Here is a 17641-nt window from a genome sequence, read left to right as displayed (position 1 = left end):
TTCCGTCCGGCCGCGCTGACGTCCCCTATCATCGCCCGCGCCACCGACAACCCGGCCCGGCGGCCCCCGCGCAGTGGCCCGCGGACCACCGCGCGGGGGTGCTCAGAGCGCCGCGAACAGGCCCCGGGCCAGCCAGTCGGAGGCGTCCTTGACGCCCGGCGGCACGAAGAAGCAGCCGCCGCCGGTGGGCTGCAGGAAGCGGGCCAGCGGTTCGTCGACGAGCCGGGTCTGGACGGCCTCGAACTGGCGCACCACGTCCTGCTGGTAGCAGCAGAAGGCGAGCCCCATGTCGAGCTCGCCGGCCTCGTCCACACCCCGGTCGTAGTTGTAGCCGCGTCGCAGGATCCGGCTGTCGGCGCTCTGCGCGGTACGGGGGTTGGCCAGCCGGATGTGCGCGTCCGTCGCGATGACGGCGCCCTGCGGATCCTTCGCGTAGTCCGGGTTGTCGCCCTCGGAGGAGGCCCCGAGCGGGGCGCCGGTGTCCTTGTGGCGGCCGATGATCCGCTCCTGCTCGCCGAGCGGCGTGCCGTCCCAGGCGGCGGCCAGGGTGCGGATGGTGCGGATCACCTGGTAGCTGCCGCCGGTCGCCCAGCCCGGTTCGCCGCCGCCGTCCACCACCCAGACCAGCGCGTCCATCTGCCGGGCGGAGGCGGTGTCCGGGTTGGCGATGCCGTCCTTGAAGCCGAGCAGGTTGCGCTGGGAGCCGCTGGGGCGGGGGCGGTTCTGGAACCCGTCGGTCCGCCAGCGGGCGCGCAGCGCGCCCCGGGTGTGCCGGGTGAGGTCGCGCAGGGTGTGCAGCACGGTGTCCCGGCTCTCGGCGCAGATCTGCAGCGAGAGGTCACCGTGGGTCTCGGCGGGGCGCAGGCTGTCGTTGGGGAAGCTCTTCATCGGGGCCAGCCGGACGGGCTTCACGGCGGCCAGCCCGTAACGGTCGTCGAAGAGCGAGGCGCCGAGGCCCACCGTCACGGTGAGGTCGTCGGTGGGCAGCACCGGTCCGAGGATGCCGCTGTCGGAGGGCGGGGCGCTCGGGCCGAGGTCCGGCGGGGTGCCGCCGGAGGCGAGGAAGCGGATGCGCTCGGTGAGGGTCCGGAAGAGTTCCTGGAGCGCCGCGAGGTCGGGGACGGTGACGTCGAAGGAGACGAAGGACGCGAAGGCCGGCACCGGAGTGGTGATGCCGGCCTGGTGCGGGCCGTGGAAGGGGACGAACCCGGCCTGCGACCTGGGGGCGGTGGGGGCGGCGGCCGCCGGGGCGGCCCCGAGGACCAGTGCGGCGCCCGCCGTGCCGGCGCCGAGCGCGGCGCGGACGAAGCTGCGGCGGGAGGCCGGGGCGGCCCCCCGGCGGGGGCTCGTCACCGGTGCGGCGGCCTCGGGCCGGTCGGGGACGGGCGGGTCGGGGACGGGCAGGTCGGGGACGGGCAGGTCACTCGTCGGCAGGTCACTCGTCGGTGGGGCCGTCGCGGGCTGGATCGTCGTGGGCTGGAGCGTCGCGGGCTGGAGCGTCGCGGGCTGGACGGGGCGGGAGCCACCGGCTGCGTGCTGGCTGGTCATCGATCGGCCTTCCGGGTCTGGGCACAACGGTGGCGGAGCGGATCAACGCGGGGCAGGGCGGCGCGCGGGTGCGCGGAGGCCGGCGAGGAGGGTACGGACGGCCCACGGGCGTGCCGAGCCCGGGCGCCCGGGCTCGGCCCGGGCTCGCGGGTGGGGTCACGGGGAGAACAGGACCACGGCCTGTTCGATCATGGAGGCGACGCTAGCAACCACGCCACGCCCGCGCGCTGCCGGACGGCGCCGGGGACCGCCCATCGGCTGAATACCGGCCGGTTGCCATCCGTCCGGCCTACCGCGCGCGACCCCGGGGGCCGGGCGTCCGACGCGCCCCGGACGCCCCCGTCGGCCGATCTGCGTCGGCCGACCCGCGCGGGCCGGCGCCTCGGCGGCTCGGCCCGACGCTCGGCCCGGCGGCTCGGCCCAGCGACTCGGCGCGTCGGCCCGCGCGTCGGCTCAGGAGACCGGGCGGGAGTCCGCCCAGACGCCCTCGAACTCCTCGCGGTAGACCTCCAGCAGGCCCGGCTCGGTGGCGCCCGGCTGCTGCCCCGCCCCGCCGCGCAGCACCAGCGCCGGCGACTCCATCCCGCGCGCCTTGCGCAGGTACGGCTGGACCACGCCGACGTCGGTGGACTGGCGGCGACCGCCCGCCTGCCCGCTCGGGCGGGGGCCCTCGACCAGGTACGCGGTGAAGCGGGGCGTCTCGTCGAAGACCCGGATCTCGAAACCGCCCTGGTCGCGCAGCCGGGCCCGGACCCGCCGCACGTGCATGATGTTCATCTCGATCGAGCGGGCCAGCTCGCCGCGCCCGAGCCCCAGCTCGCGTTCGCGCCGCCGCACCGCGCTGCTGGCCGGGTTGAGGAAGAGCAGCCGCACCCGGCAGCCGTCGGTGGCCAGCCGGACCAGGCGGCGGCCGGTGTAGTTCTGGCAGAGCATCCCGAGACCGATGCCGAGCGCGTCGAGCCGACGCGCGCCGTCGAGCAGGTCCTCCACCGGCAGGTCCCGCTGGAGCCGGACCCGGTCGGCGTGCACCGCCACCACGTCCGCGTACCGTCCCGCGACCAGCGACTCGACCACGTCGGCGGGCACGCCGCCGGTGCCGCCGTCCAGCACCGCGAGCAGCCGGGCGGCGGCCCGCTCGGTCTGCGCGAGGACGGTCGGCGACAGGGTGCGGTTGCGGGAGACCACGTGCCGGGCGACCTCCAGCTCGTCCAGCGCCATCTCCAGCTCGCGCCGGTCGGCGAGGAAGGGCTCGAAGCAGGGCCAGTGCTGGACCATGAGTTCGCGCAGCTGGGGCAGGGTGAGGAAGACCAGCGGATCGTCGTCGGCCGGGTCGAGCAGGAAGCCCTTGCGGCGGCTGACCTCGCGGACGGCGCCGGCCCGGTGGGCCCACTCCTCGCCGGCCGGACCGGCCGCGGCCGTCACCCAGTCCTCGCCGTGCGCGGGGGCGTAGACCGGCCGCAGCACCTCGTCGACCAGGGCGCGCAGCCGCTGCTCGACCAGGTTGAGCCAGACGTACGCCCGCCCGGCGAGCCGCACCCGCTGGTAGGCGGCGTCCCACTCGGCTCCCGACCAGGCCAGCGCCGGTATCTCGACCGGGCCGCTCTGGGCGGGCACGGTGGTGCGCCCGGCCATCGAGGGGCGCATGACGACCGTCGGAGCCTCACTGCGGGCCGGGCCCCTGGCGCCGCCGGGCCCGCCGCCCCGACCGCCGGCGGGGAACACCATGCGCCACCTCACCTCTCGGCCGTCGCACCGCGGGGGTGACGGGTCGTTCGTTGACGGATCGTGGGCTGACAGCCGTTCAGCCACGGTGGCGACGGGGCCGGGCCCGCCGGGCACCGGCGCGGTCCCCGGATTTCGGGGCCCTCCGGACGATCAAGAGTACTGCTCGCCGGACGGCGCCCGCAGCCGGATGGGCGACCGCGCCCCGGGCCGGGCGGGTCGTCACACCCGCCCCACCAGCCCCGCGGACACCCGTTCGGGCGAACAAAAGGCGAATGGACCATGGGTCGGGCGAGGCGTCGGGGAGTATGCCAGGTGTGCCGTGCGTCACGGTACGCGGCAACCGCACATGCCCGGCCGCTCGGCCGGGAAGACAGCGGGCAGAGCTGGGCCGGGGCCGGAGATATCGTCAGTTCCCGTCACACAAAGAGAAGTTGAGGACTTATGCAGGTCTGGCCAGGTCAGCCGTACCCGCTTGGCGCCACCTACGACGGGGCCGGCACCAACTTCGCGGTGTTCTCCGAGAGCGCCGACCGGATCGAGCTGTGCCTCTTCGGCGAGGACGGCTCGGAGACGGCCGTGGAGCTGCGGGAGACGGACGCGTTCGTCCGGCACGCCTACATCCCGGGGGTGCAGCCGGGCCAGCGCTACGGGTTCCGGGTGCACGGCCCCTACAACCCGGGGCTGGGCCAGCGCCACAACAGTGCCAAGCTGCTGCTGGACCCGTACGCCAAGGCGATGAGCGGGACGATCGACTGGGACGAGGCGGTCTACGGGTACCACTTCGGCGCGCCCGAGCGGCGCAACGACCTGGATTCGGCCCCCCACACGATGCACTCGGTGGTGATCAACCCCTACTTCGACTGGGGCAACGACCGCCCGCCGCGCACCGACTACCACCGCACGGTCCTCTACGAGGCGCACGTGAAGGGGCTGACCCAGCTCCACCCGGGCATCCCCGAGGAGATCCGGGGCACGTACGCGGGGCTGGCCCACCCGGCGGCGATCGAGCACCTGGCGAAGCTCGGGGTGACCGCGATCGAGCTGATGCCGGTGCACCAGTTCGTCCGCGACCACCGGCTGCGCGATCTGGGGCTGGCCAACTACTGGGGCTACAACACCATCGGCTTCTTCGCCCCGCACTCCTCCTACTCCTCCGGCGGGGACCGCGGGCAGCAGGTGCAGGAGTTCAAGTCGATGGTGAAGGCGCTGCACGCGGCCGGTATCGAGGTGATCCTCGACGTGGTCTACAACCACACCGCCGAGGGCAACCACCTGGGCCCGACGCTGTCGCTGCGCGGCCTGGACAACGTCTCCTACTACCGGCTCGCCCAGGACCAGCGCTTCTACGAGGACACCACCGGCACCGGCAACAGCCTGCTGATGCGCAGCCCCCACGTCCTTCAGATGATCATGGACTCGCTGCGCTACTGGGTCACCGAGATGCACGTGGACGGCTTCCGCTTCGACCTCGCCGCCACCCTGGCCCGGCAGTTCCACGAGGTCGACCGGCTCTCCTCGTTCTTCGACCTGGTCCAGCAGGACCCGGTGGTCTCCCAGGCCAAGCTGATCGCCGAGCCGTGGGATCTCGGGGAGGGCGGCTACCAGGTCGGCAACTTCCCGCCGCTCTGGACGGAGTGGAACGGCATGTACCGCGACACGGTCCGTGACCTGTGGCGCGGCGAGAACGCCACGCTCGCCGAGTTCGGCTCCCGGATCACCGGTTCCTCCGACCTCTACCAGGACGACGGCCGGCGGCCGATCGCCTCCATCAACTTCGTCACCTGCCACGACGGCTTCACCCTGCGCGACCTGGTCTCCTACAACGACAAGCACAACGAGGCCAACGGCGAGGACAGCCGGGACGGCGAGTCCTTCAACCGCTCGTGGAACTGCGGGGCCGAGGGCCCGAGCGACGATCCGGCCGTCCAGAAGCTGAGAGCACGCCAGCAGCGCAACCTGCTGGCCACCCTGATGCTCTCCCAGGGCGTCCCGATGCTCTCCCACGGCGACGAGCTGGGCCGCACCCAGCGCGGCAACAACAACGCCTACTGCCAGGACAACGAACTCTCCTGGGTGCACTGGCCCGACGGCGGGACGGGTGAGCAGGACGAGGCTCCGGACGCCACGCTGCTGGAGTTCACCCAGGGGATGATCTGGCTCCGCCGCGACCATCCGGTCTTCCGCCGCCGCCGCTTCTTCCACGGCCGCCCGGTCTCCGGCACCCACGACGACCTCACCGACATCGCGTGGTTCACGCCCTCGGGCGAGGAGATGACCAAGCGGGACTGGGGCGCCAGCTACGCCAAGTCGCTCACGGTCTTCCTGAACGGCGACGCGATCTCCGAACCGGACCGACGCGGCGGGAAGATCGCCGACGACTCGTTCCTGCTGATGTTCAACGCCCACTTCGAGCAGTTGGAGTTCACCGTCCCGGCCGGCCACGGCAAGGAGTGGCACGTGGTGGTCGACACCACGCAGCCCGTGCTGCCCGCCCCCGGCACCGGCGCGCGGGTCAAGGCGGGGGACGCGCTCTGGCTGGCCGACCGCTCGCTCCTGGTCCTGCAACGGGCCTCGTGAGCCCGGGAGCCACCGGGCGTTCACCCGTTCGCCCGACATCGGGCCATAGCGAGGGGCCGCGGCGGGTAGGTGTAGGAGCATGACCTCACCCGCCGAGCCCGCGCAGCCACGCCCGGCCGGTGACGGCCGGGCCCGCACCCCGGCCGACGCGGCGCCGCCCCCCACCGCCTCCTACCGCCTCCAGCTGCAGCCCGCCTTCACCCTGCGCGACGCCACCGCCGCCGTACCGTACCTGGCCGCGCTCGGCGTCTCCCACCTGCACCTGTCCCCGCTGCTGGAGGCCACCGCCGGCTCCACCCACGGGTACGACACCGTCGACCACGGCCGGATCAGCGAACAGCTCGGCGGTGAGGACGCCCTGCGGGAGCTGGCCGCCGAGGCCCGCCGCCACGGCCTGCGGCTGATCGCCGACGTGGTGCCCAACCACATGGCCGTCCCCGTCCCCGAGCAGCTCAACCGGCCGCTCTGGCACGTCCTGCGCGACGGTCCGGACTCTCCCTACGCGCGCTGGTTCGACATCGACTGGGCCGCCCATCCGGGCCCGGTCGACGCCCCGGAGCGCGGTCGGCTGCTGCTGCCGCTGCTCGGCGACCGGCTCGGCGCCGTCATCGGCGACCTGACCGTCGACGGGGACGTGCTGCGCTACCACGACCACGCCTTCCCGCTGCGCCCCGGCACCGAGGGCCTCCCGCTGCCCGACCTGCTGGAACGCCAGTGGTACCGGCTGGCCTGGTGGCAGCTGGCCAGGACGGAGCTGAACTACCGCCGCTTCTTCACCGTGAACGACCTGATCGCCCTGCGGGTCGAACTGCCCGAGGTGTTCGAGGCCACCCACGGCACGCTGCTGCGGCTGCACGCCGAGGGCGTGCTGGACGGGTTCCGGATCGACCACCCCGACGGCCTGGCCGACCCGCGCGGCTACCTGCGGCGCCTCGCCGAGGCCACCGGCGGCGCGTACACCGTGGTCGAGAAGATCCTCACCGGTGACGAGGAGCTGCCCGACGACTGGCCCTGCGCGGGAACCACCGGCTACGACGCGCTGCACCGGATCGACGGCGTGCTGACCGACCACGCGGGCGCCTGCCGGCTCACCGCCGCGTACGAGCGGTTCCTCGACGGATCCGACACCCCCGGCTCGGGCGGTGGGCAGCCGTGCGCCGATCCGCACCCCGCCGACGAGGCCGGGCGGCTGGGCCGGGCCCAGCTCACCGCGCCGCTCGGCGAGCTGGCCGCCGAGGTCGACCGGCTGGTCCGCCTCGCCGGTCGGATCTGCGCCGCCGAGCCGCGGCTCGCCGACCACGCGCCGTGGGAGCTTCGGACGGCCCTGCACCGGATACTGACCGACTACCCCGTCTACCGCCCCTACGTGCGCCCCGGCGAACCGGCCCCAGCGATCGCCGCCGAGCACCTGCGGGCCGCCCTGGAGCCGGACGGCGAGGAGGCCGCCGGGCCGGGCCCGGCAGCGGGCGGGGAGCGGGCCGGGGACCCGGCCGGCGGCCCGGGCGCCGACACGCTCGCCCTGGTCGGCGCGCTGACCCTGGGCCGGCTCGGCAGCAGCCCGGAGAAGGACGAGTTCTGCGTGCGGTTCGCCCAGACCGCCTCGGCCGTGGCCGCCAAGGGCGTCGAGGACACCGCGTTCTACCGCTTCAACGCGCTGACCGCGCTCAACGAGGTCGGCGGCGAGCCCGCCCACCCCGGGGTCCCGCCCGCCGACTTCCACGCCTGGTGCGAGTACATCGAGCGGCGCTGGCCGCACACCATGACGGCGCTCTCCACCCACGACACCAAGCGCAGCGCCGACGCCAGGGCCCGGCTCGCCGTGCTGGCCGAGCAGCCGGGGGCCTGGGCCGACGAGGCCGCCGCCTGGACGACGGCGGCCGGCCCCTGCCCCGACCGCAACAGCGCCTGGCTGCTCTGGCAGACCCTGGTGGCCGCCTGGCCGATCACCCCGGACCGGCTGGTCACCGCCCTGCTCAAGGCCGCCCGCGAGGCCAAGCTGCAGACCTCCTGGACGGCCCCGGACGCCGCCTACGAACAGGCCCTCGCCGACCACGCCCGCGGGGTCTACGCCAACCCGGGGCTGCTGCCGCGGATCGAGGGCTTCGTGCACGCCCTCGCGCCGTACGCGCGGGCGAACACGCTCGGTGCGGCGCTGCTGCACCTGACCGTCCCCGGGGTCCCGGATCTCTACCAGGGCAGCGAGGAGCCGCTGTACACGCTGGTCGACCCGGACAACCGCGGACCGGTCGACCTGGGCGCGCTGGCCGTGCGGCTGACCGACTCCGCCGCCGCCCGGGCCGACGACCTGGCCCGGGAGAAGCTCCACCTGACCACCACGGCGCTGCACCTGCGGCGAAGCCGTCCGCTCGGCCCGTACCGGCCGATCGGCGCCCATGGAGCGGCCGCGGAGCACCTGCTCGCGTTCCGCCGCGGCGACGACGTGGTCACCGCCGTCACCCGCCTCCCCCACGGGCTGGCGCGGGCAGGCGGCTGGCGCGACAGCACGCTGGAGCTGCCGGCCGGCGGGACGCGGTGGACGGACGAACTGACCGGGCGCGACTTCCCGCCCGGTCCCGTCCCGCTGGCCCTGCTCCTGGAGCAGCAGCCGGTGGCCCTGCTGACCCGCCCGCCGGCCCGTCCGCCGGCCCGTCCGGAGGAGCACGTGTGAGCCAGTACGAGGTCTGGGCCCCGGAGGCCGGCCGGGTCGAGGTCGAGGTGGCGGGCAGTCGCTTCCACCTCGATCCGCTCGCCGGCCGGCCCGGCTGGTGGCACGGCACCGCGCCCGCCGGGGACTACGCCTTCCGGCTGGACGGCGGCCCCCCGCTGCCGGACCCGCGTTCCCCGCGCCAGCCGTTCGGTCCGGACGGACCGAGCCGGGCCGTCGACCACGGCGCCTTCCGCTGGTCCGACGCCGGTCGGCGCGGGCGCCCGCTGCCCGGCTCCGTCTTCTACGAGCTGCACATCGGCACCTTCACCCCGGCGGGCACCTTCGCGGCGGCCGTCGAGCGCCTGGACCACCTGGTGGAGCTCGGCGTCGACTTCGTCGAGCTGATGCCGGTCTGCCCCTTCCCCGGCCGGCACGGCTGGGGCTACGACGGGGTGTCGCTCTGGGCGGTGCACGAGCCCTACGGCGGTCCGGAGGGGTTGAAGCGCTTCGTCGACGCCGCACACCGCAGGGGCCTCGGCGTGGTGCTCGACGTCGTGCACAACCACCTCGGCCCGTCCGGCAACCACCTGCCCGCCTTCGGCCCGTACTTCACCGACCGTCACCAGACGCCCTGGGGCTCGGCGGTCAACCTGGACGCCCCCGGCTCCGACGAGGTACGGGACTACCTGATCGGCAGCGCCCTGACCTGGTTGCGCGACTACCGGATCGACGGGCTGCGGCTGGACGCCGTGCACGCCCTCGTGGACGACCGGGCCGTGCACTTCCTGGAGCAACTGTCCACCGAGGTCGACCGGTTGGCCGTCACCAGCAACCGCCCGCTGTTCCTGGTCGCCGAATCCGACCGCAACGACCCGCGGACCACCGCACCGCGTGAGAGCGGCGGCCAGGGCCTGGCCGCCCAGTGGAGCGACGACTTCCACCACGCCCTGCACGCCACCCTGACCGGCGAATCCCAGGGCTACTACGCCGACTTCGCGGCCGGGCCGATGGCGGCCCTCGCCAAGGTGCTGACCCGGGGCTGGTTCCACGACGGCAGCCCGTCCTCCTTCCGGGGCCGCGCCCACGGGCGGCCGTTCCCCGCGCCGTACGGGCACCGGCTGCTCGGGTACCTGCAGACCCACGACCAGATCGGCAACCGGGCACTGGGCGACCGGCTCTCCGCCGGCCTGACCCCCGGCCTGCTCGCCGCCGGTGCGGCCCTGGTGCTGACCTCGCCGTTCACCCCGATGCTCTTCATGGGTGAGGAGTGGGGCGCGGCCACGCCCTGGCAGTACTTCACCGACCACACCGATCCCGCGCTCGCCGAGGCCGTGCGCCAGGGCCGGCGCCGTGAGTTCGCCGAGCACGGCTGGCTCGCCGAGGAGGTCCCCGACCCGCAGTCCCCCGAGACCGTCCGGGCCTCCACCCTGGACTGGAGCGAGCCCGGGCAGCAGCCGCACGCCGAGATCCTCGACTGGTACCGCCTCCTGCTGCGGCTGCGCCGCACGCACCCCGAGCTCTGCGATCCGGATCTGGCCGGCGTCCGGGTCGCGTACGACGAGGAGGCGCGCTGGCTGGTGGTGCACCGGGGCCCGTACCGGATCGCGGCCAACCTCGGGTCCGAGGGCCCCCGAACTGTCCCGCTCGGGGCTCCGGGCGCCGGGGCGCTCGCGGTGTTCGGGCGGTGCGAGACGGACGGCGAATCGCTCGTGCTGGCGCACAACTCCACGGCCGTGGTCCGGGTCTGAGCGCGGCGCACCGCTCGCCGGGCGGGGCACCGGACGGGCGGGCGGGACGCCGGACGGGCGGGGCACCGGATCGGCGGGCGGGACGCCGGCTCACCGGAGGAAGGAGGCGATCCGCTCGTGCAGTGAGCGGGAGTCCAGCCCGTAGGCGGCCAGGTGCTCCTCGATCGAGCCGTAGTGGCGGTGCTCCGCGCGCGGGACGCCCAGCCCGAGCACCCGGTGCGGGACGGCGGCCAGTGCCTCGTGCGCCTCGGTGGCGGAGGTGCCCGCGAGGTAGGGCTCGACGATCACCACATCCGCCCGGCCGCCGAGCGCCGCCCGCAGGCCCGCCGCGTCGAACGGCCGGACGGTGGCGGCGTACAACACCGTCACGTCCAGCGTCTCGGTGGCCGCGAGCACCGCGTCGAGCATCGGCCCGACCGCGAGGACCACACCCCCGCGACCCTCGCGGAGCGTGCGGAACCGGCCCGGGACGACCGCGTGGGCGGCCGCGTTGCGGTGCTCGGAGAGCCGGAGGTAGACGTTGCGGTCGCCGTCCGCGACGGCGTGCCGCAGCAGCGTCTCGGCCTCGTCGGGGTGGCCGGGCACGTGCACCGTCCAGTCGGGGAGGGTGTCCAGCAGAGCGACGTCCCCCGGTGACATGTGGGTACGCCCGCCGGCCGGCCAGTCGTACGAACCGGCGGCGCTGACCAGGACCGCGCCGACGCCCTGGTGCACCAGATCCAGCTTGACCTGCTCGAACGGCCGCTCGATCAGGAAGCTGGCGAAGGTGTGCGCGATGGGGCGCATCCCGGTCAGTGCCAGACCGCCGGCGGTGCCGATCAGCAGCTGTTCACGGATGCCGACGTTGATCACCCGGTCCGGGTGCCGCCCGGCGGCGGGCTCGAAGCCGGCCGCGCTGATGTCGGCGAGCACCAGGGCCAGGCGCGGGTCCTCGTCGAGCAGGCGGGTGGTGACGTCCAGGAAGCGGTCGCGCATGGTGTCCATCGGGATTCCTTCATCGTGGAGGGGGGGTCGGGGGGACGGAGCCGGTCGGGCGCTCTCGGGCATGCGGTTCCTGACGGTCCGACGTTCTCGGCCGACGGGCGGTCGTGGCCGACAGGCGGTCATGGCGGTCGGGCCGTCATGGCCGACAGGCGGTCGGGGGCTTCCGGCGGTCAGCCGTTCTTGGGCTCGACCCGGGCGACCACCACGTGCGGGCGGCCCGGGTGCGGGACGGTGAACGCCTCGTACAGTGCCTCGTGGTCGCGACCGTCGACCGTCACCGCCGACCAGCCCTCGGTCTCGAAGCGGGCCGCGATGCCACCGCGCCAGCCGTGCGTGGCCGAGGAGTTGTCGATGACGACGGTGTGCAGGCGCTCCAGCCCGGCCGCCCCGGCGAAGGCCACCGCCTCGTGGTTGGAGCCCTCGTCGAACTCGGCGTCGCCGAGCAGCACCCAGACCGCAGGATCGGTCAGCCCCTGGGCCCGCAGGCCCAGTGCGGTGCCGACGCCCAGCGGGAGCCCGTGGCCCAGCGAGCCGGAGCTGATCTCGACGCCGGGGACGAGCAGCCGATCCGGGTGGTGGCCGAGCGGCGAGTCGTACGCCCCGAAGCTCGTCAGCACGTCCGGAGCGAGGAAACCCTTCGCGGCGAGCACCGCGTAGTAGGCCATCGGGCCGTGGCCCTTGGAGAGCAGGAAGCGGTCGCGGTCCTGGCGCCCGAACCCGGCCGGGTCCACGTCCAGCACCCTGTCGTAGAGCACCCAGAGGACGTCCAGGGTGGAGGTGGCGGCCGGGCCGTGCTTCTCGGCGCCGGTCATCAGGGCCATCAGGCCCGGCAGGTCGCCGAAGGCGTACTCTCCGGGGAGCCGGCGTCCGGGCTGCTGCACACGTACATCTGTCGCGGTCATGGAAAGAGCGTGCAACTTGAAGTCGACTTCAAGTCAAGCCGCTAGAGTGAGCGACATGGGACCGAACCGCCACGACCTCCTGACCATCGGCCGGCTCGCCGAACGCAGCGGTCTGGCCACCTCCGCCCTGCGCTACTACGAGAAGCTCGGGCTGATCCACTCCGAGCGCACCGCCGGCGGCCAGCGGCGCTTCCAGCGCGCGACCCTGCGCCGGGTCGCCTTCGTCCGCGCCGCCCAGCGCGTCGGCCTCTCGCTGGACGAGGCCAGGACCGCGCTCGACCGCCTCCCGGACAACCGCGCCCCCAGCACCGCCGACTGGAGCGGCGTGGCCGCCTCCTGGCAGACCCGGATCGACGAGCAGATCGCCGAGCTGGAGCGGCTGAAGGCCAAGCTCACCGGGTGCATCGGCTGCGGCTGCCTCTCCATCTCGCGCTGCGCCCTCTACAACGCCGGTGACCGCGCGGCCGCCGCCGGCCCGGGTGCGCGCTACCTGCTCACCCGGGATCCGGGGACGGGACCGGAGACCACGGCGGACTGACGCCCGCCCGCCCGCCCGGCAGACAGTCAGGCAGACAGTCAGTCAGGCTCCTCGCCGGGCGGCAGGTGGCGGACGGACCGGAGGCGGTGCGGGGCCGAGGGCGCCACGGGGCGCCACGGCCGGGCGCGGCCGGGCGCGGGTCGCCGGGGCCGCCGGCGGCTGTGACAGGATCGGCCGATGGCTCACATCGGACTGACCACCCTGCTCGTACGCGACTACGACGAGGCAATCGCCTTCTACGTCGACGCGGTCGGCTTCGAACTGCGGGAGGACTCCCCACGCGGCGACGGCGCCCGCTGGGTGGTGGTCGCCCCGCGCGGCTCACGGGAGACCGGGCTGCTGCTGGCCCGCCCGTCCGGGCCGGAGCAGGTGGCACGGATCGGCGACCAGACCGGCGGACGCGTCGGCCTCTTCCTCACCTCGGACGACTTCGCGGCCGACCATCGGCGGATGACCGCCGCCGGGGTCGCCTTCCTGGAGGAGCCCCGGCACGAGGCGTACGGCTCGGTGGCGGTCTTCGAGGACCTGTACGGCAACCGCTGGGACCTCATCCAGCCGCGCTGAACCAGGGGCCGCCATCGACCGGCCAGGGCCGTACCACCGACCCGGACGGGTACGGCCGATCCGGCCGCCGACGCGGCCCGGGACGCCGCGGACCGCCTCCACCCGGTGGGATCACGTCGCGGGCGGTCGGCCCGCCGGGCGCGGGGTTCCGGGATGGTGCGGCCGATTCCGCGTCCACGCAGGTAGCGGCGGATTCGGTGCGCACCGTGGGCCTCGTCCGCGATCCGCTCATGCGACGGCCCCCGGATCCGCCGTAGAGAACCTAGCGGTCGGCCAGGCCGTCCCAGACCCGGCGGACCTGCGGGGCCAGAGCGTCGAGGGGCCCGCTGTTGTCGATCACGATGTCGGCGACGGCGAGCCTGGCCTCCCGGGTGGCCTGTGCGGCCATCCGGGCCCGGGCCTCGGCCTCGGCCATGCCGCGCAGCCGGACCAGCCGGTCGAGGCGCGTCTCGTCGGACGCGTCCACCACCACGACCAGGTCGTACAGCGGAGCGAGACCGTTCTCGGCGAGCAGCGGGACGTCGTGCACGACGACCGTTCCGGGCTCGGCCGCCGACTCCAGTTCGGCGGAGCGGGCCCGGACCAGCGGATGGACGATCGCGTTGAGCGCCCGCAGGCGCCCGGGATCGCCGAACACCAGCGCGCCGAGCGCCGGGCGGTCCAGCGAGCCGTCGGCCACCAGCACCTCCGGGCCGAACTCGGCCACCACGGCGGCCAGCCCCTCGGTGCCCGGCGCGACCACCTCACGAGCGATCAGGTCGGAGTCCACCACCACCGCCCCGTACGAGGCGAACAGCCCCGACACCGCGCTCTTGCCCGCGCCGATCCCGCCCGTCAGTCCGATCTTCACCATGCCGTCAGGCTATCGGTGCGGCTCACGGCCGGTCGAGGGAACGCCGCCGGAGGACGGAGGGAGCCGTCAGCCCAGGTCGAGCTGCTCGCCGGCGGCCAGCTGACGGAAGGGCGCTCCCGTCCCCGGACCACCCTCGCCCAGCATGCGCCCGTAGAACTGCTGCCCGATCTCGCTGAGCAGCGCCTCGTGAACGCCGAGGGCCTGGCCGGGCCCGGCCGAGCGGACGTAGTCCAGCAGCTCGGAGAGCTTGGCCCAGGGGGCACCGGCCGGCACCAGCAGGGTCTCGACCGGGTGCGGCGGCACGGTCAGCGCGTCGCCGGGGTGGAAGAGCCGGCCGTCGACGGCGAATCCGATGTTCCCGACCCGGGGGACGTCCGGGTGGATCACCGCGTGCAGCTCCCCGTGCACGGTGACGGAGACGCCGCCCACCTCGAAGGCGTCGCCGTCACCGACCACCGTGACCCGTTGCGCCACACCGTCCAGTTGCGCGGCCACCGAGCGGTTGGCCCAGACCCGCAGTGCCGGGTCCGCCGCCAGGGCGGCGCGCAGTTGCGCCTCCACGAAGTGGTCGAAGTGCTCGTGCGTGATCAGCACCGCGTCGGCCCCGGCGAGCGCGTCGCTCTCGGTGAAGACACCCGGGTCGATCACGAGGGTGGTGTCGCCCTGCTCCAGGCGTACGCAGGCATGTCCCAACTTGGTCAGCTTCATGTCTCCAGACTCTACAGCAAGGCTGCGCAGTTTTGCTGCAGACCTGGCGGTACCCTGAACCCATGACGTCACCACCGGAAACACCGGTCCCGCAGGACGCGACGGACCCGCAGGACGTGCCGGACGTGCCGGACGCGCAGGACGTGCCGGACCCGCAGGACGCGCCGGACCCGCTGGAGCTCGCCGCCGACCTGCGCACCGCCGTCGGCCACCTGGTCCGCACCCTGCGGACGGACGACGCCCTGCCGCAGAACCAGGCGAGTGTCCTGGGGCTGCTCGTCCGCGAGGGCCCGAGCACCACCAGCGAACTCGCCGCGCGGCAGCGGGTACGGCACCAGTCGATGGCCCGGACGGTGGCACTGCTCACCGACGCCGGGCTGGTGCACCAGGAGCGGCACGCCACCGACGGCCGGAAGCTGCTGGTCGCCGCGACCGCGGCCGGTACCGCCGCCCTGCTCGCCCAGCGCGCCCGCCGGGAGGGCCGGATCGCGGCGGCCATCACCGAACGCCTCTCCGCCGAGGAGCAGCGCCAACTTCGCTGCGGCATCGAACTGCTGCGCCGCCTCGCCTGACTCCCGAGCCGCTCCGGCCCGCCGTCGCGGCGGGCACACCGAGGGGCGGGCACACCGACGGGCAGACCCACGCGCGGACCCTCGGGCGGAGGCGGCCCGGCGTTCGAAACCCGGCGCCGACGAACCGCCGCCCAGGAACCCGGCGCCCAGGAACCCGGCGCCGAGAAACCCGGTGCTCAGAAACGGGCGCCCAGGAACCCGGTGCTCAGGAACCGGCCGGCTCCCAGGGCCCGAACGCCTGCCCGGCCCCCGCCGCGCGCTGCCGGGCCACCAGCAGGCCGGCGTCCGGTGCGAGCGCGAGCGCCACCACCCGGCCGGCCGAGTCCACGGCTGCCGTCGGCGTGCCGATCACGGTGCTCCCGAGATCCGGCCACTCGGCGCCGAAGCCGCCGCCGGGCGCCGACTGCGAGGTGGTGCTGACGCCGCCGCCCGCGTTGCGGGCGACCACGGTCAGTCGGCCGTCTCCCCCGTCGACCACCGCCAGGCCCTCCTGGAGGGCCGGACCGCCCAGCGGAACCGGGACCAGGCTCCAGCTGCCGTCGGCCTGCCGCCCCTGGGTGACGGCCTGCCCGGTGCCGCCCTGAACGTAGAACACCTGTGCCCGCCCGTCCGCGCTGCGAGTCGCCGTCAGCGGCCCCGCGGGCACGGCGCCGGCGAGGCCCTGGTCCTGGACGAACGGGGCGTCGGGCCCGGCCTGGCTCCAGTGCAGGACTCCCCCGGCGGCGGGCGCGAAGAGGTCCACCCGGCCGTCGGCGACCGGCGCGGCGGCCAGACCGTCCTGGACGGCGGTGCCGCCGAGGTCCGTCCAGGACGGCGCCCAGGCGCCGTCCGGCCCCTGGCCGCGCGCGCTCACCCCGCCCGCCGGGTTGCGGACGAACACCAGCAGGCCGCCCGGCCGGGGAACCGCGACCGGGGTGCCGATCAGCGCCGGGTCACCGGGCCCCGGGGCGCCGATCGGGCTCCAAGGGCCCCAGATGCCGGGGGCGCTCTCGTCCGCCGTGACGACCTGATCGTCACTCAGGCGGACCGCGACCAGGTGCAGCAGGCCGTCGGCGCCCTTGACCACGCTCAGTGTGGGTGCGAGCAGCCCGCTGCCGAGATCCCGCGGGCCGCTCCAGCGGCCGCCCGGGGCCTGCTCGCGCCACGTCTTGGCCCGGCCGTCGACCACCGCGAAGGCGTTCAGACGTCCACTGCGGTCCAGGGCCGACCAGGCGGTGCCGTTGGACCAGCGCGGGTACTGCCGGCTCTGGAACATCCCGTAGAACGAGACCTCGTCCGGCCGGGGCGAGGGGTCGAAGGACTGGCCGGGCCCGAGGTACGCCAGGAAGACCTGCCGCTTGGCCGCCGTCTGTGCGGCGTCCAGGCTGGGCGGGGCCGAGCGTATGTTGTAGTCGCGGTAGCTGCGGGACAGCACCCGGCCGTCGCCGTCGGGTCCGTGGTACGCGGACAGGGCCTCGCCGGCCAGCCGCGCGGCGCCTATGTGGTCGGCGTGGTCGCCCCGTTCGGCGGTGTTCGCGTGGTAGTCGGCGCCGATCAGGCCGACCTTCGGGTCCTGGGTGAGCACCACCGTCGGCCGGAAGCGCCGCATCAGGTCGAGCAGCGTGCCGACCAGCTCCCCCCGGCCGTAGCTCTGCCCGGCGTACGCCGGATCGCACCGGCCGTCGGTGGCCAGGCTGCCGAGCGAGACGTTGGGGGGCGCGTTCTGGTCCATCGCCAGGTTCTTCAGATCGCCGGACCGGCCCTTCGGGTTGAAGGCGGAATCCCCGCTCTCGTGCAGCCCGAGGAAGACCAGGGCCACGTGCGGCGCCCCGACCAGGGTGTCGACCTCGACCGTGCGGCCGGTGTCCAGGGTGAGGGGCGCCCGGTTCCACTCGTCGGCGGTGCCCGCCAGTCGGGCGTGGGCGGCCCGGGCCCCGGCCTTGCGGCCCTCGGCGTACGCGCAGCGGTCCCGGAACCCGGCGCCGTCGGCCTCGCCGGCCGTCAGATAGACGGTGACCGAGGCGGCCTTGCCCTGGTGGGTGATGTCCGGGTTCATGAACAGCAGGTCGTCGTCCTGGTGCGCGACGATCTGCAGGTACGAGGCGGCCGGGGCGGCCGGCCGGACGTCGCCGCCGGGGGCCGCGCTCGTGCTGACCACGGCCTGCTCCGGCGCGTCGCCCTCGGACTCCAGCGCCACTCCCGCGCTCAGCGCGGCTCCCGTGGCTCCCGCCACCAGGGCGGCCACCGTCACGACCCGGCCAATGGGTTTGAAGCGCATGCTGGGTCGGCCCCCCGG

General features: G+C 74.7%; 13 protein-coding genes. 6 read left to right on the top strand and 7 right to left on the bottom strand.

The window, feature by feature from the left end:
- Positions 1-102 precede the first annotated feature (102 nt).
- Positions 103-1548: an iron uptake transporter deferrochelatase/peroxidase subunit gene (gene efeB / locus OG823_RS26240; protein WP_371482345.1), complete on the bottom strand. Its 1446-nt coding sequence runs from the start codon at positions 1546-1548 to the stop codon at positions 103-105.
- A gap of 453 nt (positions 1549-2001) precedes the next feature.
- Positions 2002-3273: an SAV2148 family HEPN domain-containing protein gene (locus tag OG823_RS26235; RefSeq protein WP_371482343.1), complete on the bottom strand. Its 1272-nt coding sequence runs from the start codon at positions 3271-3273 to the stop codon at positions 2002-2004.
- Positions 3274-3714: 441 nt separating this feature from the next.
- Between OG823_RS26235 and glgX the strand changes: the two genes are divergently transcribed.
- From glgX to treZ, 3 genes are all read left to right on the top strand, one after another.
- The gene (gene glgX, locus OG823_RS26230; protein WP_371482342.1) at positions 3715-5850 is read left to right on the top strand and encodes a glycogen debranching protein GlgX; all 2136 of its coding nucleotides are present in this window, start codon (positions 3715-3717) and stop codon (positions 5848-5850) included.
- Positions 5851-5929: 79 nt separating this feature from the next.
- A complete protein-coding gene (gene treY, locus OG823_RS26225; RefSeq protein WP_371482341.1) occupies positions 5930-8518 on the top strand; it encodes a malto-oligosyltrehalose synthase in 2589 nt (862 codons plus the stop codon).
- Complete coding sequence (treZ, locus tag OG823_RS26220) at positions 8515-10245, top strand: malto-oligosyltrehalose trehalohydrolase (RefSeq protein ID WP_371482340.1); 1731 nt, start codon at positions 8515-8517, stop codon at positions 10243-10245. Before treY ends, treZ begins: the two co-directional genes overlap by 4 nt.
- A gap of 90 nt (positions 10246-10335) precedes the next feature.
- Here treZ and OG823_RS26215 read toward each other — a convergent pair whose 3' ends face one another.
- Complete coding sequence (locus tag OG823_RS26215) at positions 10336-11229, bottom strand: transketolase family protein (protein WP_371482338.1); 894 nt, start codon at positions 11227-11229, stop codon at positions 10336-10338.
- Positions 11230-11399: 170 nt separating this feature from the next.
- Positions 11400-12131: a transketolase gene (locus OG823_RS26210; RefSeq protein WP_371482337.1), complete on the bottom strand. Its 732-nt coding sequence runs from the start codon at positions 12129-12131 to the stop codon at positions 11400-11402.
- A 55-nt stretch (positions 12132-12186) separates the two neighbouring features.
- Between OG823_RS26210 and soxR the strand changes: the two genes are divergently transcribed.
- Together soxR and OG823_RS26200 are read left to right on the top strand one after the other, a co-directional pair.
- Positions 12187-12669, top strand: coding sequence for a redox-sensitive transcriptional activator SoxR (soxR, locus tag OG823_RS26205; RefSeq protein WP_371482335.1), 483 nt, complete (start codon positions 12187-12189; stop codon positions 12667-12669).
- Positions 12670-12846: 177 nt separating this feature from the next.
- Positions 12847-13233, top strand: a complete 387-nt coding sequence (locus tag OG823_RS26200; RefSeq protein WP_371482333.1) for a VOC family protein — start codon at positions 12847-12849, stop codon at positions 13231-13233.
- Between the two features lie 262 nt (positions 13234-13495).
- On the opposite strand, the gene coaE is transcribed toward OG823_RS26200, so the two are convergent.
- Positions 13496-14086, bottom strand: a complete 591-nt coding sequence (gene coaE / locus OG823_RS26195) for a dephospho-CoA kinase (RefSeq protein WP_371482331.1) — start codon at positions 14084-14086, stop codon at positions 13496-13498.
- Positions 14087-14152: 66 nt separating this feature from the next.
- Positions 14153-14794 carry an MBL fold metallo-hydrolase gene (locus OG823_RS26190; protein ID WP_371482330.1) on the bottom strand — a complete coding sequence of 214 codons (642 nt, stop codon included), beginning with the start codon at positions 14792-14794 and terminating at the stop codon, positions 14153-14155.
- A gap of 62 nt (positions 14795-14856) precedes the next feature.
- Here OG823_RS26190 and OG823_RS26185 point away from each other — a divergent pair, with 62 nt between their 5' ends.
- Positions 14857-15366, top strand: a complete 510-nt coding sequence (locus tag OG823_RS26185; RefSeq protein WP_371482328.1) for a MarR family winged helix-turn-helix transcriptional regulator — start codon at positions 14857-14859, stop codon at positions 15364-15366.
- 205 nt (positions 15367-15571) lie between these two features.
- On the opposite strand, the gene OG823_RS26180 is transcribed toward OG823_RS26185, so the two are convergent.
- Positions 15572-17623 carry a PIG-L family deacetylase gene (locus OG823_RS26180; protein ID WP_371482326.1) on the bottom strand — a complete coding sequence of 684 codons (2052 nt, stop codon included), beginning with the start codon at positions 17621-17623 and terminating at the stop codon, positions 15572-15574.
- Positions 17624-17641: the final 18 nt, after the last annotated feature.

The sequence above is a fragment of the Kitasatospora sp. NBC_00315 genome (assembly GCF_041435095.1).
Lineage (GTDB): Bacteria > Actinomycetota > Actinomycetes > Streptomycetales > Streptomycetaceae > Kitasatospora.
This window is presented reverse-complemented; position numbering and strand designations above follow the sequence as displayed.